The sequence below is a fragment of the Klebsiella sp. JB_Kp042 genome (assembly GCF_040065275.1).
Lineage (GTDB): Bacteria > Pseudomonadota > Gammaproteobacteria > Enterobacterales > Enterobacteriaceae > Klebsiella > Klebsiella quasipneumoniae.
This window is the reverse complement of the sequence record NZ_JBEAJL010000026.1, coordinates 93,337-111,275: the sequence shown is the minus strand read 5'-3', so window position 1 is coordinate 111,275 and position 17,939 is coordinate 93,337. Positions and strand designations below refer to the sequence as shown.

Sequence of the window (17,939 nt, the reverse complement as noted above, 5' to 3'; positions counted from 1 at the left end):
TAATTTATTGAGCAAATGGGGAATTGGTTTCATAAGAGCGGTTATATAAAGCGTCCGAAACCAGATAGTCATAAATCTCATCAACGATCTCGATCCCGTTGACGGCGCTGTTTTTCTCATTGATATCCAGGTTCTGCCCGGGGTAATAAACCTGGTTAAATCCGGGCGCTGGCGTAATGGCGTTTAATTCACGCATGGTGTCGCTGATATGCTGGCGGAATAGCGCGCTGGAGGAGAAAAATGCCGGGTTGATGACGATATGCAGCTGGCCCAGCTCGCGTCCCTGGCTCAGGTTGTCGTACATAGAGCTGACCTGGCGGCCGAAGGGGAGATTGAGCAAAATGCCGGAGAGGACGTCGATCATCATCATCAGGCCGTAGCCTTTCGGGCCGGCTGCCGGAAGCAGGGCGTGAACGGCAAAAGGATCGCGGGTCGGCGCGCCGTTTTTATCCACCGCCCAGCTATCGGGAATGGTTTCATGGCGCGAGCGGGCGTCGAGAATTTTCCCCCATGCCTGCACCGTGGTGGCCATGTCGAAGGTGATGATATCATCGCCCTCGCCGGGCGCGGCAAAGGCCAGCGGGTTGGTTCCGTAATAGATTTCCGCCCCGCCAAAAGGCACGACCATCGGGTCCGACTGGCATAGCGAAATCCCGATTAGCCCGGCTCGGGCGGCCTGCCGGGTGAAGTAAGAGATCGCTCCGCTGTGGCCCATACGCCGGATGCCGACCACGGCCACGCCGTTTTCCCTGGCCAATTCTATCGCGTGCTCCATGCCCATTTTGGCGGCCACCTGACCGGCGGCATTATCGGCATGCAAAATACCGCTGCAGGGGCCGTTCTTTTCAAAGGTGAAGGTGGGATGACGATTGGTTCCGCCTTTTGAAATACGTTCCGCATAATATTCAACGCGAACCGCGCCGTGGGAATGAATGCCTCTGGCATCGGCATAAACCAACACATCGGCAATAATATCCGCGTGATTATGAGTAAGTCCTGCTGCGTTCAGCTTATTAGCAATAAGCTGATGTAGTGTTTCCCGACTGACTTTCATCTGTCTTCCTTTTAACGACGGTGTAGAGCCTGACTGCTGACTAAAATACGGGGAAAAGAAACTGAAATTGTGATCTGTATAGTTAAATGACCAGTGTTAGATTTTATTTGATAATCGTAACGGATTTGTCATAAATGACCGTGAAATCGATTTATTAAAAAATCACTGCTAATGTCAGGCGGTTTGTTTGAAAGCCTGTGGTAATAATCTTCATGTGATTTTGGTCACGCCATTGATAATTCCATCCCGTTAGCCTGATGGCAGATTAACCATGCTCATTCAATTGCAATGGGTGCAATTATTGGGGAGTTATTATGATCCATGCCTTTATTAAAAAGGGCTGTTTTCAGGATTCCGTCAGTTTAATGATTATTTCACGTAAGCTGAGTGAGTCAGAAAATGTCGACGATGTTTCGGTCATGATGGGCACGCCGGCAAATAAAGCGCTGCTGGAAACTACCGGTTTTTGGCATGACGATTTTGCCACGGCGACGCCGAATGATATTTGCGTGGCGATCCGTACCGATTGCGCAGATGCGACGGTGATGGAAATGATTATCGCCCGTCTGGATGACGCCTTATCCGCCCTGGCGCAGGGAAGTGGACAAAGTCTGAGTCTGAACGTGGTTCGCCGCTGGCAAAGTGCGATGCAAAAACTGCCGCAGGCCAATATGACCTTAATTTCCGTTGCCGGAGAATATGCCGCGGAACTGGCCCATCAGGCGCTCAGTCGCGAGAAAAGCGTCATGATTTTCTCCGACAACGTCACCCTGGAAGATGAAATCGCGCTCAAAACCCGCGCCCGCGATAAAGGGCTGCTGGTCATGGGGCCGGACTGCGGCACCGCCATGATTGCTGGCACCCCGCTGGCCTTCGCCAACGTCGCACCGGAGGGCAATATCGGGGTGATTGGCGCCTCCGGTACCGGCATTCAGGAACTTGTCTCGCAGATTGTCCTCGGCGGGGAAGGGATCAGCCATGCAATAGGTCTCGGCGGCCGCGATCTGAGCGCGGAAGTGGGGGGCCTTAGTGCACAAACGGCGCTGGAAATGCTGACCCAGGATGCGCAGAGCCAGGTATTGGCCTTTGTTTCCAAGCCACCTGCTGAGGCGGTGCGCCTGAAGATAATTAACGCAATGAAACGCAGTGCTAAACCGGTGGTGGCGCTGTTTCTTGGCTATGTCTCGCCAGTCGACCGCGATGAAAACGTCTGGTTTGCCCGCACGCTGGACGAGGCCGGTCGGCTGGCGTGTCTGTTGGCGCGAGTGGTACGCCATCAGGAAAATCTGACCGCCGTCGCGGGTAAGCATATCCGCGGTTTATACACCGGCGGCACGCTGGCGGCGGAATCCGCCGGGCTGCTGGCTGAGCGCCTGAACATCACTCCCGATGAGCATCACCCGCAGGGCATGATGCTCAACGCGATGGGCCACCAGGTCGTCGACCTCGGCGATGATTTCTACACCGTCGGTCGTCCACACCCGATGATTGATCCCTCCCTGCGTAACCAACTGATTGCCGACCTCGGCGAGCAAACGCAGGTGGGCGTATTGCTGTTGGATGTGGTGATTGGTTATGGCGCCACCGCCGAACCGGCGGGCTCGCTGGTCGAAGCATGCCAGCGGGCGTGGGCGACCAGGGCCGACGATAGTCCGCTGCACGTTATCGCGACAGTAACCGGTACCGAAAATGACCCGCAGTGTCGTTCCCGTCAAATTGCCGAGCTGGAAGATGCCGGCGTGGTGGTGGTCGATAGCCTCCCGGAAGCCGCGCTGCTTGCTGTTGCGCTGATTAGCCCTCAGCGGCTGGCGGAGCCCGCACCGCGCTCCAGTCTGCTGGACGGAGTGGCGGTAATTAATGCCGGTCTGCGCAGTTTTGCGATCGATTTACAGTCCGCCGGAACGCCGGTTGTTCACTATCAGTGGGCGCCGATTGCCGGAGGAAATAAAAAACTGGCTCGTTTATTAGAGCGTTTGCAATAAGAGGTCCCTATGTTTACATCAGTGGCGCAGGCCAATGAGGCAGTAATTGAACGAATTCGGAATGCACGTCCGCACTGGCTGGATGTGAAGCCGGCAGGTGCGCTAATCGGGGCGCTGAATCAGAACAAATCGTTGCTCCACGCCGGGCCGCCTATGCGCTGGCAGGCGATGACCGGCCCAATGAAAGGGGCCTGCATTGGCGCATGCCTGTTCGAAGGCTGGGCGCAGGATGAAAAAACCGCCCATGCAATGCTGGAAAGCGGCGAAATTACCTTTATCCCATGCCATCACGTTAACGCCGTGGGGCCTATGGGCGGCATTACTTCGCCGAACATGCCGATGCTGGTGGTGGAAAACATCGCTGAAGGCAACCGCGCCTATTGCAACCTGAACGAAGGGATTGGCAAGGTGATGCGTTTCGGCGCTTACGGTGAAGATGTGCAGCAGCGCCTGCGCTGGATGCGCGATGTGCTGATGCCAGTTCTTAGCGCAGCGCTGAAACAGATGGAGCGCGGCATCGATTTGACGGCGATGATGGCACAGGGCATTACCATGGGTGATGAGTTCCACCAGCGTAATATCGCCACCTCCGCGCTGCTAATGCGCACGCTGGCGCCGCATCTGGCGCGCCTCAATCACGACAAACAGCAGATTGCTGAAGTGATGGATTTTCTCGCCATCACCGATCAGTTCTTCCTCAACCTGGCGATGGCCTACTGCAAATCAGCGATGGATGCCGGGGCGCAGATCCGCGCGGGCAGTATCGTCACCGCGATGACCCGTAACGGCGATATGTTCGGTATTCGCGTCAGCGGGCTGGGCGACCGTTGGTTCACCGCGCCGGTCAATACGCCGCAGGGGCTGTTTTTCACTGGTTTTTCGCAGGAGCAGGCTAACCCGGATATGGGCGATAGCGCCATCACTGAAACCTTCGGCATCGGCGGGGCGGCGATGATCGCGGCCCCGGGCGTCACTCGCTTTGTTGGCGCGGGTGGGATGGAAGCGGCGAAATCGGTCTCCGAAGAGATGGCGGAAATCTTCCTTGAACGCAATATGCAACTGCAAATTCCGGGCTGGGATTTCCAGGGCGCCTGTTTGGGGTTGGATATTCGCCGGGTGGTTGAAACTGGCATTACACCGCTTATCAACACCGGTATTGCGCATAAAGAGGCGGGGATCGGCCAGATTGGCGCCGGAACCGTCAGAGCCCCACTGGCCTGCTTTGAACTGGCGCTGGAAGCGCTGGCGGACGAGCTGGGCGTGAGCTGAGGCAGGCAATGGATAAGATCCGTCCGCTGACAGGCAGCATTGACGCGCCGGACCATCGCCAGCCATGGCGAACCGGCGGCCTCTGGCAGCGCACCATCAATCTCTATGTTGCAGGCGGCGCGCTGCTGACGCTGCATCATCGGGGACAAGGCGTGAGCCCCGGCGGATGGGTATTACGTCACCGTGATTTTATCCGTTTACACGAGGCGCTGAAGGCGGGGGGGATGCCGATAGCGCGGGATGACGGCATTCAGGTCGATAACCTTTTGCTGTTACCACCGCGCAGACGCTGCTCCCTGCGGCCTCGATATCAGCCAGATGGCCCTTATCTGCCGACAGCGCTTATGAAGCGTCCGGAAGAGACGGGCCTGTTTGGGCCGCTGTCGCAGGCTATCCATCTACCGCATCATTCTGAGCTGCGGCAATTACGCCACTGTTTTGCCTCTGCGATGACCGGGAACGCCGTTGACTGGCGGCTGTGGCTGGGGAAGGGGCCAGGCCTGACGCCGAGCATGGACGATATGCTGATCGGCATGATGCTGTTCGCGTGGTGTTCTGGACTGATGTCGCGCAACAGCGGACACCATTTCTTTCGTGCCTCCGGCGATCTGCATGCCGCCACAACGCAGGTCAGCGTCAACTATTTACGCTACGCCAGCGCGGGATGCTTCGCTTCACCGCTACTGCATGTTGTTAACGCGCTTCAGTGCGGACGACGAATTGAACCTGCCGTCGAAGCCCTGCTGGCGATGGGGCACACCTCTGGTGCCGATACGCTTCTGGGATTCTGGCTGGCGCAACAAATAATGTAAGGACTTTTATGAAAACGCTGGTAGTTGCCCTCGGGGGTAACGCTTTATTACAGCGCGGGGAAGCGCTGACGGTAGAAAATCAGTATCGCAATATTCACAGTGCCGTTCCCGCGCTGGCGCGCCTGGCGCAGCATTACCGGTTGGCCATTGTGCACGGCAACGGGCCGCAGGTAGGTCTGCTGGCGCTGCAAAATCTGGCCTATAGCGACGTCGAACCTTACCCGCTGGACGTGCTGGTCGCGGAGAGCCAGGGCATGATTGGTTATATGCTGGCTCAATGTCTGGCGCAGGAATCATCGGTACCGCCGGTATCGACAGTGATGACGCGTATTACTGTGGCATCGAACGATCCGGCCTTTTCGGCGCCGGAGAAATTTATCGGTCCGGTCTATGACCCTGAGTTACAGCAGCAGCTGGAAGAGGAGTATGGCTGGACGATGAAGCGCGACGGCAAATACTTGCGTCGGGTCGTCGCCTCGCCAAGGCCGGTGAAAATTGCGGAGAGCGACTCGATTGAGCGCCTGCTGGGCGAGGGACATGTCGTGATCTGCTGTGGCGGCGGAGGCATTCCGGTGCTCGAGAGCGGACAGGGCGCAGAGGCGGTTATCGATAAAGATTTGGCCGCAGCGCTACTGGCGGAACAGATTGATGCCGATGGTTTGGTGATCCTCACCGATGCGGATGCGGTATATGAACACTGGGGCACCCCAATGCAGCGACCGATCCGTGAAGCGACTCCGGAAGCGCTGGCGCCTTTTGCTCGCGACGATGGGGCGATGGGGCCGAAAATTTCGGCAGTCAGCAGCTATGTTCGCCGCAGGGGCAAGCGGGCGTGGATTGGCGCACTATCACGCATTGAGGATACCCTTGCCGGGCGGGCGGGAACCTGCATTAAGCCCTGATGCACAGGTAAAATCAAGCAGCGAAGCAGACGCTGAAATATCCTGCGCTCTTTCCCCGGGGGCGGCGCTCGACGCGCCTTGCCCGGGCTACATGTTCGTGCGGTTTGCGGATTTGGTTGAATGGCTACGGGGCGAATGATGGTTGGTCTGGTAGCCCGGCTAAGGCGCAGCGCGCCGCAAGCCGGGATTCAGGCGAAGGATTATGCCAGAGAGGTAGCCCGGACAGGTGCGCAGCACCGCCTCCGGGACTATGGAGCGCTGGATTACGCCAGCTGCGCCTGCGCCCAGACGATACCGCTGGCGTATTCCGCTGGCAGCAGCGGCTTCAACGCTTCCAGCGTCGCGCTCAGACGGTCTGTATCGCTGTCGGTCAGGTTCAGGTGGCCGACTTTACGACCCGGGCGCACCTCTTTATCGTACCAGTGCAGGTGGACCAGCGGCAGCTTCAGCCAGTCGTAATTGAGATCGGTGCCGATCAGGTTGATCATCACCGACGGGCTGTTAACCACCGGCGGCGGCAGAGGAAGGTCGGTCATCGCTCGCAGATGCAGCTCAAACTGGCTGATGGAGGCGCCATTTTGCGTCCAGTGGCCGCTGTTGTGTACGCGCGGCGCCAGCTCGTTGATCAGCAGCCCCTCGGCGGTGACGAAGCACTCCATCGCCATCACGCCGACGTAGTTCAGCTCGTTCATGATCGCCGTCAGCATGCTTTCCGCTTGCTCCTGCTGGCGGGCATTGGCCTGCGGGAAGGCGACGCTGGCGCGCAGAATACCGTCCTGATGCAGGTTGCGGGTCAGCGGGTAGAAGACGGTGCTGCCGTCCTGGGCGCGGGCGCCTACCAGCGACACTTCGCCGGAGAAGTTAATCCCCTGCTCGACGATGCACTCGCCGTAGTTATCGTCCGGTAGCTGATCGATCTCGTTTTCCCGCAGACGCCACTGGCCGCGGCCGTCGTAGCCGCCGACGCGACGCTTAACGATCGCCAGTTCGCCAAGGCGGGCAAACACCGCCGGCCACTCGCTTTTATCCGCCAGCAGCTGCCACGGGGCAGTGGCGAGGCCCAGCTTATCGAACAGCTGCTTTTGCGTCAGGCGATCGGCGATAATCGGGAAGACGTCGCGGTTGACGAACGCCGGGTGGCGGGCCAGCTCGCGGGTGAGGGCGGTTTCCGGCCAGCGTTCAATTTCTGCGGTGATGACGCTCTGCTGGAACGGCACCGCTTCCGGATCGGCTTCCAGCCCCACCGGACAGACGGCGATACCCAGCGGCTCGCCGGCCTGGCGCAGCATACGGCCTAACTGGCCGTTACCGAGCACGCATACCTGTTTCATGCCGCACCCCGCGGGTCCGGGTTATCCAGTACTTCATCGGTTTGCGCCTGACGCCAGGCGCTCAGGCGCTGGTGGAGTTCAGCATCATGCTGGGCGAGGATCTGCGCGGCGAGCAGACCGGCGTTTGCAGCCCCGGCTTTGCCGATGGCCAGGGTACCGACCGGAATACCGCGCGGCATCTGCACAATGGAGTAGAGGCTGTCGACACCGCTTAAGGCCGCGCTCTGAACCGGTACGCCGAGCACCGGCACCAGGGTTTTCGCCGCAATCATGCCCGGCAGATGCGCCGCGCCGCCTGCCCCTGCAATAATCACCTGATAACCGTGGCTTTCGGCGCTTTCAGCGAAGCTGAACAGCTTATCGGGCGTGCGATGGGCGGAGACCACTTCGACATGGTACGGAACGTTCAGGGCATCAAGGATTTCTGCGGTAAACTGCATGGTAGCCCAGTCGCTTTTGGACCCCATCACGATGGCGATACGCGCCGAATTATTGCGGGAAGACATGCGTCTTAAAACTCCTGTGGGTGTGTTTCACACTGCTTTAGAGGCCACAGAGAATAGCATGAACTGCCGGCAAGGAAAACGGTTGCGTGCGCATGGTTAGCCGTCTTTTGTCTCGCTTATCGAGGACGGCGATCGCGGCTTATCGACCCTTCTCTCATTCATGATACAGGTGATAAGCAGCACGAGCCCCCAGGGGAGCATCAGGGTGCCCATGATCAGTAAAAAGATCTGTACTGACCGGCTCTCGTGAGGGCGGGTGCAGAGCAAATAAATGGCATAGAAATAGATGGCCCACGCCAGCAGGGCGCACCAGACAAACGTCAGCGTGTTGCCGAGAGCGACGCCGATTAAGGCGATATAGCTTATCCCTAACGGATTGAGGATCGCGATGATCATTCCCCAGATCAGCGGCGGGCTCCACTTTTTCCTGTTCATGCTCGTTCCTTGAGAGTGATGTCGAGGAAGACTAGCATGCGGAATGCCGGGAGGCGCATACCTCCGCCCTGGCAAAAGGCGGTTTCGGAATTATGCTCGCGCAGGAATTAGAACGGAAAATGGAGCAGTTCGACGTTGTCCGGCGTCACCTTGACCATCGATCCTTCTCTGTGCCAGGCGCCGAGCACCACGCGCCATGCGGGCTGGCCGTTGGCCTGCAGGTCATGGACCGCCGGGCGATGGGTATGGCCGTGGATCAGCCACTGCACGTGATGCCGCTCCATCGCGTCAACCACCGCCTGCGGATTCACATCCATAATTTCCATTGATTTGCTGCTGTTGGCGGCTTTGCTGTCGGCGCGCATGCGGGCGGCGATACGGCGGCGGATAAACAGCGGCAGGGCCAGGAACAGGCGCTGGATCCACGGGGTGTGGACTTTCGCGCGAAACGCCAGATAGCCCAGGTCATCGGTGCACAGCGTGTCGCCATGCATAATCAAGACTTCACGGCCATAGAGGTCCAGTCGCTCTTCTTCGGCGAGCAGGAGCATCCCGCTCTGGCGGGCGAAGCGCTGGCCGACGAGAAAATCGCGGTTGCCGTGAATGAAGTAGCAGGGCACGCCGGCGTCGACGACGGCTTTGATTGCCGTAGCGATTTGCTGATGCAACGGGTTCGGATCGTCATCGCCGATCCATGCCTCGAACAGATCGCCAAGGATATACAGGGCGTCCGCCTGACGGGCTTCCCCCTGTAAAAAACGCAGAAAACCGGCGGTGATCGCCGGTTCTTCTGTTTGCAGGTGCAAATCTGCAATAAAAAGTGTCGCCACGAATTACTCGCTGACGGTGACGCTTTTGATGATCACATCGTCTTTCGGCACATCCTGGTGCATGCCGCTGCGGCCGGTGGCAACCGCTTTGATTTTATCAACCACGTCCATGCCTTCAACCACTTCCGCGAAGACGCAATAGCCCCAGCCCTGCAGGCTTTCGCCGGAGAAGTTCAGGAAGTCGTTGTCAACCACGTTGATGAAGAACTGCGCGGTTGCAGAGTGCGGCGCCTGAGTACGGGCCATCGCCAGCGTGCCGCGGGTGTTTTTCAGACCGTTGTTCGCTTCGTTCTGAATCGGAGATTTGGTCGCTTTTTGTTTCATGCCAGGTTCAAAACCGCCGCCCTGAATCATGAAGCCATTGATAACACGGTGGAAAATGGTGTTGTCGTAGAAACCTTCGCGGCAGTAGTCCAGGAAGTTTTTAACTGTTTCCGGCGCTTTGTCGTCAAACGTTTTGATTACGATATCGCCATGATTGGTGTGGAAAGTAACCATTTTTGCATCCTGTTCCGATGAGTGTGGTGCCAGCACCCGGTGTCGGGTGAGATATAGGGGGGTGTTATAGCATAACCGCGGGGGTCGATGCACCTTGCAATGTGTGCTGCGTCCTGTGTGAATTATGGGTATTATAGAGGCTTCATTACCCACACACGTCTACACGGAATCTTCGATGTTAAAAATTTTTAATACACTGACGCGCCAGAAAGAGGAATTTAAACCTATCCATGCCGGGGAAGTCGGCATGTACGTGTGTGGTATTACCGTTTACGATCTCTGTCACATCGGCCATGGGCGTACCTTCGTCTCCTTTGACGTTGTGGCGCGTTATCTGCGTTTTCTCGGCTATAAGCTGAAGTACGTGCGCAATATCACCGATATCGATGACAAAATCATTAAGCGCGCTAATGAAAACGGCGAAAGCTTTGTCGCGCTGGTCGATCGGATGATCGCCGAAATGCACAAGGATTTTGACGCCCTGAATATTTTGCGTCCCGACAGCGAGCCGCGCGCGACGCATCATATTGCGGAAATCATCGAGATTACCGAGCAGCTGATCGCCAAAGGCCATGCCTATGTGGCGGATAACGGCGACGTGATGTTCGATGTGCCGACGGACCCGAACTACGGTTTGCTGTCGCGTCAGGATCTCGATCAGCTGCAGGCGGGGGCGCGCGTCGACGTGGTTGACGTCAAGCGTAACCCGATGGACTTCGTTCTGTGGAAGATGTCGAAAGAGGGCGAGCCAAGCTGGCCGTCGCCGTGGGGCGCGGGCCGTCCGGGCTGGCATATCGAGTGCTCGGCGATGAACTGCAAACAGCTGGGCAACCATTTTGACATCCACGGCGGCGGTTCCGATCTGATGTTCCCGCATCACGAAAACGAAATCGCTCAGTCCACCTGCGCCCATGACGGCGAGTACGTTAACTACTGGATGCACTCCGGCATGGTGATGGTCGACCGCGAGAAGATGTCGAAATCGCTGGGCAACTTCTTTACCGTCCGCGACGTGCTGAAGTATTACGATGCGGAGACCATTCGCTACTTCCTGATGTCCGGCCACTATCGCAGCCAGCTGAACTACAGCGAAGAGAACCTCAAGCAGGCGCGCTCGGCGCTGGAGCGTCTGTACACCGCGCTGCGCGGGACCGACAAATCCGTCGACGCGGCGGGCGGCGAAGCCTTCGAAGCACGCTTTATCGAGGCGATGGACGATGACTTCAACACCCCGGAAGCCTACTCGGTGCTGTTCGATATGGCGCGCGAAGTAAACCGCCTGAAAACCGAGGACGCGGCCGCGGCGAACGCCATGGCGGCCCACCTGCGTAAGCTTGCGTCGGTGCTGGGGCTGCTGGAGCAGGAGCCGGACGCCTTCCTGCAGAGCGGCGCGCAGGCTGACGACGCGGAAGTGGCGGAAATTGAATCGCTTATCCAGCAGCGTCTGGACGCGCGTAAAGCGAAAGACTGGGCGGCGGCGGATGCGGCGCGCGATCGTCTTAACGAGATGGGGATCGTGCTGGAAGATGGCCCGCAGGGCACCACCTGGCGCCGGAAGTAAGTCATAAAAAAACGCCCGCTTAAGCGGGCGTTTTCCTTTTCGCGGTCAGGCCGTGACGGTTACGCTATGGCCTTCAAAGCTCACCGTCTGACCGGCGACGATTTTGCAGCGTTTGCGGGTTTCCACCACGCCGTCGACTTTTACCAGCCCGTCGGCGATGGCGATCTTCGCCTGGGCGCCGCTTTCGCTCCAGCCTTCCAGCTTCAGCAGATCGCACAGCTCAACGTGCGGGTGTTTTCCTAAGGAAAATGTCGCCATCTCAGGCCTCCTCAACGTCGTGGTACTCTTCGCACGCCTGCAGCGTGTTCTGAATCAGGGTGGCGACGGTCATCGGGCCAACGCCGCCGGGCACCGGGGTGATGTAGGATGCGCGTTCAGCGGCATCTTCATACACCACGTCGCCGACCACTTTGCCGCTTTCCAGACGGTTAATGCCGACATCGACCACAATCGCCCCTTCTTTGATCCATTCGCCAGGAATAAAGCCCGGTTTACCCACCGCGACGATCAGCAGGTCGGCGTTTTCGACATGATGGCGCAGGTTTTTGGTAAAGCGGTGGGTGACGGTGGTGGTGCAGCCGGCCAGCAGCAGCTCCATGCTCATCGGGCGGCCGACGATATTGGACGCGCCAATGACCACCGCATTCAGGCCGTAGGTGTCGATATTGTAGCGCTCCAGCAGCGTCACGATACCGCGCGGGGTGCACGGACGCAGGCGCGGCGCCCGCTGGCACAGGCGGCCAACGTTGTAAGGATGGAAGCCGTCGACGTCTTTATCCGGCGCGATGCGCTCGAGAACTTTGACGTTATCGATCCCTGCCGGCAGGGGCAGCTGAACCAGAATACCGTCGATGGTCTTATCGGCATTCAGGGTGTCGATAAGCTCCAGCAGCTCGGCTTCGCTGGTGGTTTCCGGGAGATCGTAAGAGCGGGAGACGAAGCCCACTTCTTCACATGCTTTGCGCTTGCTGCCGACATAAATCTGCGAGGCCGGGTTGCTGCCGACCAGCACGACGGCCAGCCCAGGGGCGCGTTTTCCGGCCGCAACGCGAGCCTTCACTTTTTCCGCAACCTCAGAGCGTACCTGCTGCGCAATCGTTTTACCGTCAATAATTTTTGCTGCCATCAGAGAGAGGATTCCATCTGTATCTTTACGAAAGGGGGATGAGGATATTTTGTCAGAAGCCGGCCTCGCTGTCAGTCCTCGTTTGCTGTTTTATCCTGTCTGGGGCAAATTTAGCCGGTTTTTGACCCTTTTCATTGCATGGTTATTGGTGTATTGCGCCTGGCCACTCAGTCGATTTACTGGCGTAAGAGCCCCGGTGGTATGCTTCTTGTACAGTTGGCGGAGGATATTTCGCCAGCGTCGTATAAGCCCCGCAGTTTCCTGGCAAAATGGATTGACTCAACCGACGTGGACCGTATAATTCCAGGCGTTTCACTCCGCGAAGCACTCGCTTCTCAGGGCGCCCTTAGCTCAGCTGGATAGAGCAACGGCCTTCTAAGCCGTAGGTCACAGGTTCGAATCCTGTAGGGCGTGCCATTAATAATCAATCACTTATCAAATTCCTCCAGCCACTGAATTTTCCTTGTGGGACATATTTGGGACATCTTCTGCAAAAATTGAGTCAATTTGACGTGCGTGCTCAGTTAAATGGTTAGGTGCCAGGTGAGCATATCGACGGACCATTTCGATGCTTTCCCAACCACCCATTTCCTGAAGCACAGAAAGCGGAACGCCAGACTGAATTAACCAGCTTGCCCAGGTGTGTCTCAGGTCATGGAAACGGAAATCCTCAATTCCTGCCCGTTTGCATGCCGAGTTCCACGCCCGATTGTCATCAACGCGCATCTTCCTTACAGATGGGGTTAATGAGCGATCCGGGCGATGCCATGCTTTCGTATGGACGAACACCCATTTATGATGGTTCCCTATCTGATCGCGCAGAACCTTACAGGCAGTATCATTAAGCGCTACGCCAATAGCGCGGTTTGATTTGCTGTCCTCAGGGTTAACCCAGGCAACCCGACGCTGCATGTCGATTTGCTGCCATTCCAGATTGATGATGTTCGACCTTCTGAGGCCGGTCGCCAGCGCAAACTTAACGACCGACTTCAGCGGCTCCGGACATTCATCAATCAGCCTTTTCGCCTCTTCATGCTCTAGCCACCGAACGCGCTTATTTCTCACTGACGGTATCTTGATGACTGGCGCTTTCTCCAGCCATTTCCAGTCTCGCTCAGCTGCGCGCAGGATAGCTTTCATCAGCGCCAGGTGCTTAGCCTTTGTCGATGTAGTGACAGGCTTTGGCTCAAACACTGGGATCTCCTTACCCTTCCTCTTTGCCGCTTCAACTCTTTTCTGCCAGGTCTCCCTTGCTTTCCTGTTCTGCATCCTGCTAACCGCGGCATAAATCTTTGCCTCGGTAATATCCTTTAGCGTCACGCCTTCGAAATGCTCAAGCCAGAATCCCATCCGGCCTTTATCGGTATCGAGCGATTTCTTGTCTGCTTTCTCTTCCAGCCAGCGGAGGCATGCTTCTTCAAAAGTCACTTCAGGAAAGTCGCCGAGCCTGTCTACTCGCCAGAGTTCGGCCTTTCTTTTATCGTGCAACTCCTGAGCTTGCCGCTTGTCCGCTGTCCCAAGAGATTCCTTAATTCGCTTCCCGCCCGGGAGCGAGTACGAGGCGTACCATATTTCACCTCTGCGGAAGATGGACATTTTCGATCCTCTTTATGTGCATCACCCGCGCTCACTCCGACAGTATGCAGCGGCGAGTTTAGTGCCGCAATGCATGCCTGTCTGGTTGTGAGGTATGGTGACTTTGGTTTACTTGGGTCTTTTCTGGTTGCGATAAGCCTGCCTGATCGTATCCAGTTAGTGGCCGTAGGGCGTGATATCTGCAGAAACTCACAGGCTTCGGCCAGAGTAAGGCTATGTGATTCCATCCATCACCTCCGATGCTTACCGCGTAATTCCTCTTCTTCTTGGCAATCAGCACAGCGCTGACAACCCGCCACAAGTTCCCGGCGCCGATCGGGTATCTCTTCCCCGCAGTCGCGGCAGTGAGTAGCTGAAACTGCCGCATGGTTGATGCGCATGTTCTGGATGGTCATTTCCAGCCGGCGCTCTGCCAGCTCGTTGGCCTGATCGATGATCTCTGGCATGTCAGCGCTCCTTTATATATCCGTTCAAAATACCTATCTCCACATAGAGATGGCTGGGCGTTAACCCAAGCTGCTTTATCAGCGGCATGCATCCGTTGAGGATCGGTCGTGATATCTCGTCGCAACTTAAAGCGGGAGATGACCGCCGTTTTGCCTTAACCTCATCGTTAGCCCTGCGCGCGATGCTTCTGAGCGCATTTTTCTTTTCTTCTGGCGTCATGCTGCCTCCCGTTTCTTATTGAGGTGGGGTGCATTCGAAAGGAAAACCGCCTTTGCAAATCCCAGGGGAGTAGCACTGCGAATGTTTGCGCGCTCGTCGCTGGGCGGACATTCGTGAATTCGGTTGTCCGGATACCAGTCAGCGATGAGGTTCTCACCATGAAAGTTGAACACCTCCAGTGCCTTCTTCTTCGGCACCATCCGGCAAAAGTGCTGCTTCACGCGTTCGATCGCCTGTGCCACTTGCGGGTGAATATCCTCTGCCGGCGCCTTGAAGCCGTTACCCGTCCAGAGGCAGGTCTGCTTCGTGTAGTTGTCATCCGCGCACAGCCCAGTGAACTGGTACGGATGAAACGTGTAATCGGCTGATCCGAAGATGCTACTGAACACGCTCACCGGGTTTTCGAATGCCCACGGGCAGCCGGCCGCCAAGCCAACCATCCGGCATTGCTCAGCGACCAGCGCGGCCTTGCCCTGGAAATGCGGGTCTTTGGCGCGCTTGGACTCGAACCAGCGGGACCCGGAAACAGCCACGTCCGTGCATGGTGGGAAGCCGATGACGATGACGACGTTCTCAGAGCGGATAATCTGAGATAGCCGCGGCATCGCCTCAAGGATGGTTGCCGATATGCGCTCAACAGGGCCGTCGATCGAAGTTTCAGGGTGCTGCGGGTCCACCAGGACGGCGCGATAACCTGCTTCGACCCATGGCTCAGCCATGACGCCAGTGATATCGCACAGGCAGATAATGGTTCCCTTGCTCATGCTGCCTCCGTCTTAACAACGTCGATGGCGCATCCAGGTATTAGCTCAACGGAAGCGGTGGCGCACTGGTTTCCCCAATGGCTCCAGCCTGGCGCTGCGCTGCGACTGAACAGCTCAATCCGCGGCACGTCGCCGTAGAGCAGTTCCAGGCGGTGCCGAACTTCCCACGGTTTCTCGCTGTGCGCGCCGAGTGGGCTGTAGACCACCTGCTTAATGCCGGCGTGTTTGCGCTCCAGCCCGGCACCGCGGGTGGCGATCAGCACGTCTTCGGTATTGGCGCGGGTGTGGTTGCCGCCGTTCATGCGCGTCTCGGCATTCAGCAGGTCGAGGAAGTCGTAAAAATCGTTCACATCGCCATCTGCCAGAGCCTTGGTAATGCGCAGCTCGGCCAACTGGTTCAACTTCACCCAGGTGAAGCCCTTCATCGTGCGAACCGTAAAGCCCCAGGCCTCGGCCAGCTCGATCGCCTCCTGGTTGTGGGTGCCGGTGTACCACATCGCCAGCACAGCGTTATCCGCTGCGAGTTCCCATACCGGGAGCCGCTTCATATCGAGCAGGCTCATGGTGGGGTAGTGGTCGGCGGCGGCGCCGTTGCTGATCGTGTTCCCGTAAGACCAGGCCGGGTCAGTATAGATAAGTGAGTAGCGGTTCATAGGACTGACTCCATTTCATCGATATAGAGGCCAGATGCGATAAGCCGGCGGCGCCGGGCCGCTTTATCAATACATTTCTGGCGGTTGCCAGAGGCGGCATGAGCCATCGAGCGCTTAGTGAACAAGCGCGTTTTACCCTGCGGGGTAATGACCTTTGGCCTTGTGAGCAGGTCAAAGGTGCGATCGCAGATGCCGTCCTCGTTGAGCCAGGTTTCCGATGCGATCAGCTGCGCAATGCGGCCTTCTCCCCTGGTTATGCCGTTCGCAACGCGGTTAAATTCGACAAGCGTCACGCCGAACTTCTCCGCTATTTCGCTGCCGGTTACAGGGCGTCCGCGCGTCTGAATCATCCAGATCACGCGCTCGCGAAGGCCGGAGAATTTCCCTGATTTGCCGGGCCTGCGGTAAAATGGAGTGCGTTTCATTTCCACTGCTCCCCGAAGGTAAAGCCGATCTCCGCCAGCGATTCGTCCATCTTGCTGATGAACTCCGGCACCATTTCGTTGAAGTCGGACATGTATTTGTCGTCGCGCTCAACAACGACATGGTGAATGCCTTCTCGCTTCATGCGAGGGTCATAATTCGCGAAATACCAGGCATCCTTCCCGGTTACCCACATGCTGAATTGCACCTGGGCCATATAGGCGGATTTGATAGCCTCGAAGCCGCCAAGCCTGAATTTCATGAAGTCGCGAGAGGTGAAAGGGCACTTCAGCTCAAGGCCGCGACCATCACTGCACAGGCCATCAGGTGAGCAGGCGGTACGCATGCCTTCGTCACGGAAAAGGATCGGCGACTCGGTTACCTGCACGTCGGTGGTGAACTCAAACAGGGTGCGAGCATCGGCCTCATACTGTTTCCCCCAGGCCAGCGCCTTGGCGTTAACTTCCGGCGCCACGCCGGTGCACACTTCGGCAAGGAGCGTAAGAAAGTAGGACATCTTCATATCAGTCCATTTCTTGCCTGACTTGGGCTTAGAAATGACGTTGTGAACTTCCGAGGCTGTGATCACGCCGAGGCGTAAGCGGTGCCAGGATTCGTCTCCCTGTTCAACGCAGGTAACGTCAATGCCAGTTCGCTCGAGGATAATTTCTGGTGTCATGCTGCCACCTGCGCTTTTTTCTGGAGGAAGCTAAAGCCTTTCTGCGCTTCTTCTTCGGTGAGCTGTGATGCCTGGAAAATGTCACGCTTGAAGATGTTGCTGCACAGAGGCAGGAAGTCCTGCTCCCAGTCCTTATTCAGGGACGTCAGGAGGTCGGTAATTGCCTGCAGCGTTTCCTCACTGGCCACCAGGGGGAGCGCCTCTGTCGTGCTGCGCGGCGTCACGTCACGCGCATCCACTTCCAGCGTTTTACCTTCCATCTCTTCGGCAGTGGGCTGCTGGCCAATTTCAGGCCACGCCTTACGCAGAGCCTGAGCCTCGGCACACTTCGCCAGCTGGCCATAGGGGCGCTTTTTCCACATTGCGTTTGGCGCGGTAGTGTCGCGGCCGGCGGTTGCGTAGTTCTCAACCCAGTATTCTTTCGCGCTGAATTCTACGATCTCCCCGCTGGGCATGCGCTTACTGACCGTGTACTTGCACCATTGAGGCACGGTCACCTCAATACCGGTAAGCGTCAGAGTGACGTCCGGGCCGAACTCTGGTTCTTTTGCGCCAGCGTAATCACCTGATCGATCGGCCTGAATCCGATAAAGCCCGATGCCAGGCATAACCACATCGCGCCACTCGCTTTTACCCGACTTCGAATCCTTTACGCTCATTGGCACCAGATGAACGGGCTTAAGAAGCGGATCGAGGTTTCTGGCCCGGCAGTAGTCCAGTGCCATCATCACCGACTCATCCTTGGCGCCAGGGTAAATACTGTTTTTGAGGGCGCTCCAGGTAGCGCCGTCAATGCCTCGCTCAGCAAGAGAGCTGGCTGTAATCACAAGTTCGTTAGCCATTGCTATTCCC

General features: G+C 57.4%; 21 protein-coding genes, 1 tRNA gene and 1 pseudogene. 6 read left to right on the top strand and 17 right to left on the bottom strand.

Annotation, left to right across the window (positions count from 1 at the left end; genetic code table 11):
- Nucleotides 1-4: 4 nt before the first annotated feature.
- Nucleotides 5-1,054, bottom strand: a complete 1,050-nt coding sequence (gene allD, locus ABLV54_RS08855) for an ureidoglycolate dehydrogenase (protein WP_050533058.1) — start codon at nt 1,052-1,054, stop codon at nt 5-7.
- 314 nt (nt 1,055-1,368) lie between these two features.
- Here allD and ABLV54_RS08850 point away from each other — a divergent pair, with 314 nt between their 5' ends.
- From ABLV54_RS08850 to ABLV54_RS08835, 4 genes are read left to right on the top strand one after another with little or no spacing between them, the layout of a single operon-like run.
- The gene (locus ABLV54_RS08850) at nt 1,369-3,036 is read left to right on the top strand and encodes an acyl-CoA synthetase FdrA (protein ID WP_050533057.1); all 1,668 of its coding nucleotides are present in this window, start codon (nt 1,369-1,371) and stop codon (nt 3,034-3,036) included.
- A gap of 9 nt (nt 3,037-3,045) precedes the next feature.
- Entirely contained in the window at nt 3,046-4,305 is a 1,260-nt protein-coding gene (locus ABLV54_RS08845; protein ID WP_050533056.1) for a DUF1116 domain-containing protein, read from the top strand.
- Nucleotides 4,306-4,313: 8 nt separating this feature from the next.
- Nucleotides 4,314-5,117 carry a DUF2877 domain-containing protein gene (locus ABLV54_RS08840; RefSeq protein ID WP_050533055.1) on the top strand — a complete coding sequence of 268 codons (804 nt, stop codon included), beginning with the start codon at nt 4,314-4,316 and terminating at the stop codon, nt 5,115-5,117.
- 8 nt (nt 5,118-5,125) lie between these two features.
- The gene (locus ABLV54_RS08835) at nt 5,126-6,019 is read left to right on the top strand and encodes a carbamate kinase (RefSeq protein WP_048334242.1); all 894 of its coding nucleotides are present in this window, start codon (nt 5,126-5,128) and stop codon (nt 6,017-6,019) included.
- 263 nt (nt 6,020-6,282) lie between these two features.
- On the opposite strand, the gene purK is transcribed toward ABLV54_RS08835, so the two are convergent.
- From purK to ppiB, 5 genes are all read right to left on the bottom strand, one after another.
- Nucleotides 6,283-7,350 carry a 5-(carboxyamino)imidazole ribonucleotide synthase gene (gene purK, locus ABLV54_RS08830; RefSeq protein WP_050533054.1) on the bottom strand — a complete coding sequence of 356 codons (1,068 nt, stop codon included), beginning with the start codon at nt 7,348-7,350 and terminating at the stop codon, nt 6,283-6,285.
- Nucleotides 7,347-7,856 carry a 5-(carboxyamino)imidazole ribonucleotide mutase gene (gene purE / locus ABLV54_RS08825; protein ID WP_004151322.1) on the bottom strand — a complete coding sequence of 170 codons (510 nt, stop codon included), beginning with the start codon at nt 7,854-7,856 and terminating at the stop codon, nt 7,347-7,349. The genes purK and purE overlap by 4 nt, the downstream gene beginning before the upstream one ends.
- A gap of 96 nt (nt 7,857-7,952) precedes the next feature.
- The gene (locus tag ABLV54_RS08820) at nt 7,953-8,291 is read right to left on the bottom strand and encodes a hypothetical protein (protein ID WP_050533053.1); all 339 of its coding nucleotides are present in this window, start codon (nt 8,289-8,291) and stop codon (nt 7,953-7,955) included.
- 107 nt (nt 8,292-8,398) lie between these two features.
- Nucleotides 8,399-9,121 (bottom strand): UDP-2,3-diacylglucosamine diphosphatase, encoded by a 723-nt coding sequence (lpxH, locus tag ABLV54_RS08815; protein ID WP_050533052.1) that lies wholly within the window; start codon nt 9,119-9,121, stop codon nt 8,399-8,401.
- A gap of 3 nt (nt 9,122-9,124) precedes the next feature.
- Nucleotides 9,125-9,619 (bottom strand): peptidylprolyl isomerase B, encoded by a 495-nt coding sequence (gene ppiB, locus ABLV54_RS08810; RefSeq protein ID WP_004151319.1) that lies wholly within the window; start codon nt 9,617-9,619, stop codon nt 9,125-9,127.
- Between the two features lie 175 nt (nt 9,620-9,794).
- Here ppiB and cysS point away from each other — a divergent pair, with 175 nt between their 5' ends.
- On the top strand, nt 9,795-11,180 hold the full coding sequence (gene cysS, locus ABLV54_RS08805) for a cysteine--tRNA ligase (RefSeq protein ID WP_004204706.1): 1,386 nt from the start codon (nt 9,795-9,797) through the stop codon (nt 11,178-11,180).
- A gap of 45 nt (nt 11,181-11,225) precedes the next feature.
- On the opposite strand, the gene ybcJ is transcribed toward cysS, so the two are convergent.
- Nucleotides 11,226-11,438, bottom strand: coding sequence for a ribosome-associated protein YbcJ (gene ybcJ, locus ABLV54_RS08800; protein WP_050533050.1), 213 nt, complete (start codon nt 11,436-11,438; stop codon nt 11,226-11,228).
- Between the two features lies 1 nt (nt 11,439).
- Nucleotides 11,440-12,306, bottom strand: a complete 867-nt coding sequence (gene folD, locus ABLV54_RS08795; protein ID WP_004143017.1) for a bifunctional methylenetetrahydrofolate dehydrogenase/methenyltetrahydrofolate cyclohydrolase FolD — start codon at nt 12,304-12,306, stop codon at nt 11,440-11,442.
- Between the two features lie 340 nt (nt 12,307-12,646).
- On the opposite strand from folD, the gene ABLV54_RS08790 reads away from it, so the two are divergent.
- Nucleotides 12,647-12,723 (top strand) — tRNA-Arg (locus ABLV54_RS08790).
- Nucleotides 12,724-12,741: 18 nt separating this feature from the next.
- Here the strand turns inward: ABLV54_RS08790 and ABLV54_RS08785 are convergent.
- The 9 genes and pseudogenes from ABLV54_RS08785 to bet all read right to left on the bottom strand — a co-directional run bounded on the left by ABLV54_RS08785 (nt 12,742) and on the right by bet (nt 17,929).
- Nucleotides 12,742-13,902 (bottom strand): site-specific integrase, encoded by a 1,161-nt coding sequence (locus ABLV54_RS08785; RefSeq protein ID WP_049084560.1) that lies wholly within the window; start codon nt 13,900-13,902, stop codon nt 12,742-12,744.
- A gap of 134 nt (nt 13,903-14,036) precedes the next feature.
- Nucleotides 14,037-14,129, bottom strand: a pseudogene (locus tag ABLV54_RS08780) (helix-turn-helix domain-containing protein); the annotation flags it as partial.
- A 3-nt stretch (nt 14,130-14,132) separates the two neighbouring features.
- Complete coding sequence (locus ABLV54_RS08775; RefSeq protein ID WP_348813989.1) at nt 14,133-14,348, bottom strand: TraR/DksA family transcriptional regulator; 216 nt, start codon at nt 14,346-14,348, stop codon at nt 14,133-14,135.
- 1 nt (nt 14,349) lies between these two features.
- Nucleotides 14,350-14,568 carry a hypothetical protein gene (locus ABLV54_RS08770; RefSeq protein WP_023304908.1) on the bottom strand — a complete coding sequence of 73 codons (219 nt, stop codon included), beginning with the start codon at nt 14,566-14,568 and terminating at the stop codon, nt 14,350-14,352.
- Nucleotides 14,565-15,332, bottom strand: a complete 768-nt coding sequence (locus ABLV54_RS08765; protein ID WP_348813986.1) for a dcm methylase — start codon at nt 15,330-15,332, stop codon at nt 14,565-14,567. The genes ABLV54_RS08770 and ABLV54_RS08765 overlap by 4 nt, the downstream gene beginning before the upstream one ends.
- Nucleotides 15,329-15,985 (bottom strand): MT-A70 family methyltransferase, encoded by a 657-nt coding sequence (locus ABLV54_RS08760; protein ID WP_230128134.1) that lies wholly within the window; start codon nt 15,983-15,985, stop codon nt 15,329-15,331. The genes ABLV54_RS08765 and ABLV54_RS08760 overlap by 4 nt, the downstream gene beginning before the upstream one ends.
- Nucleotides 15,982-16,410 (bottom strand): regulator, encoded by a 429-nt coding sequence (locus tag ABLV54_RS08755; protein ID WP_348813984.1) that lies wholly within the window; start codon nt 16,408-16,410, stop codon nt 15,982-15,984. Before ABLV54_RS08755 ends, ABLV54_RS08760 begins: the two co-directional genes overlap by 4 nt.
- On the bottom strand, nt 16,407-17,087 hold the full coding sequence (locus ABLV54_RS08750; protein ID WP_348813982.1) for a lambda exonuclease family protein: 681 nt from the start codon (nt 17,085-17,087) through the stop codon (nt 16,407-16,409). Before ABLV54_RS08750 ends, ABLV54_RS08755 begins: the two co-directional genes overlap by 4 nt.
- Complete coding sequence (gene bet, locus ABLV54_RS08745; protein WP_032438697.1) at nt 17,084-17,929, bottom strand: phage recombination protein Bet; 846 nt, start codon at nt 17,927-17,929, stop codon at nt 17,084-17,086. The genes ABLV54_RS08750 and bet overlap by 4 nt, the downstream gene beginning before the upstream one ends.
- Between the last annotated feature and the right edge of the window lie 10 nt (nt 17,930-17,939).

Excerpts from the sequence above, each read along its gene's own strand:
- allD (WP_050533058.1), bottom strand. The coding sequence starts at position 1,054 with ATGAAAGTCAGTCGGGAAACACTACATCAGCTTATTGCTAATAAGCTG.
- ABLV54_RS08850 (WP_050533057.1), top strand. The coding sequence starts at position 1,369 with ATGATCCATGCCTTTATTAAAAAGGGCTGTTTTCAGGATTCCGTCAGT.
- ABLV54_RS08845 (WP_050533056.1), top strand. The coding sequence starts at position 3,046 with ATGTTTACATCAGTGGCGCAGGCCAATGAGGCAGTAATTGAACGAATT.
- ABLV54_RS08840 (WP_050533055.1), top strand. The coding sequence starts at position 4,314 with ATGGATAAGATCCGTCCGCTGACAGGCAGCATTGACGCGCCGGACCAT.
- ABLV54_RS08835 (WP_048334242.1), top strand. The coding sequence starts at position 5,126 with ATGAAAACGCTGGTAGTTGCCCTCGGGGGTAACGCTTTATTACAGCGC.
- purK (WP_050533054.1), bottom strand. The coding sequence starts at position 7,350 with ATGAAACAGGTATGCGTGCTCGGTAACGGCCAGTTAGGCCGTATGCTG.
- purE (WP_004151322.1), bottom strand. The coding sequence starts at position 7,856 with ATGTCTTCCCGCAATAATTCGGCGCGTATCGCCATCGTGATGGGGTCC.
- ABLV54_RS08820 (WP_050533053.1), bottom strand. The coding sequence starts at position 8,291 with ATGAACAGGAAAAAGTGGAGCCCGCCGCTGATCTGGGGAATGATCATC.
- ppiB (WP_004151319.1), bottom strand. The coding sequence starts at position 9,619 with ATGGTTACTTTCCACACCAATCATGGCGATATCGTAATCAAAACGTTT.
- cysS (WP_004204706.1), top strand. The coding sequence starts at position 9,795 with ATGTTAAAAATTTTTAATACACTGACGCGCCAGAAAGAGGAATTTAAA.
- ybcJ (WP_050533050.1), bottom strand. The coding sequence starts at position 11,438 with ATGGCGACATTTTCCTTAGGAAAACACCCGCACGTTGAGCTGTGCGAT.
- folD (WP_004143017.1), bottom strand. The coding sequence starts at position 12,306 with ATGGCAGCAAAAATTATTGACGGTAAAACGATTGCGCAGCAGGTACGC.
- ABLV54_RS08785 (WP_049084560.1), bottom strand. The coding sequence starts at position 13,902 with ATGTCCATCTTCCGCAGAGGTGAAATATGGTACGCCTCGTACTCGCTC.
- ABLV54_RS08775 (WP_348813989.1), bottom strand. The coding sequence starts at position 14,348 with ATGCCAGAGATCATCGATCAGGCCAACGAGCTGGCAGAGCGCCGGCTG.
- ABLV54_RS08770 (WP_023304908.1), bottom strand. The coding sequence starts at position 14,568 with ATGACGCCAGAAGAAAAGAAAAATGCGCTCAGAAGCATCGCGCGCAGG.
- ABLV54_RS08765 (WP_348813986.1), bottom strand. The coding sequence starts at position 15,332 with ATGAGCAAGGGAACCATTATCTGCCTGTGCGATATCACTGGCGTCATG.
- ABLV54_RS08760 (WP_230128134.1), bottom strand. The coding sequence starts at position 15,985 with ATGAACCGCTACTCACTTATCTATACTGACCCGGCCTGGTCTTACGGG.
- ABLV54_RS08755 (WP_348813984.1), bottom strand. The coding sequence starts at position 16,410 with ATGAAACGCACTCCATTTTACCGCAGGCCCGGCAAATCAGGGAAATTC.
- ABLV54_RS08750 (WP_348813982.1), bottom strand. The coding sequence starts at position 17,087 with ATGACACCAGAAATTATCCTCGAGCGAACTGGCATTGACGTTACCTGC.
- bet (WP_032438697.1), bottom strand. The coding sequence starts at position 17,929 with ATGGCTAACGAACTTGTGATTACAGCCAGCTCTCTTGCTGAGCGAGGC.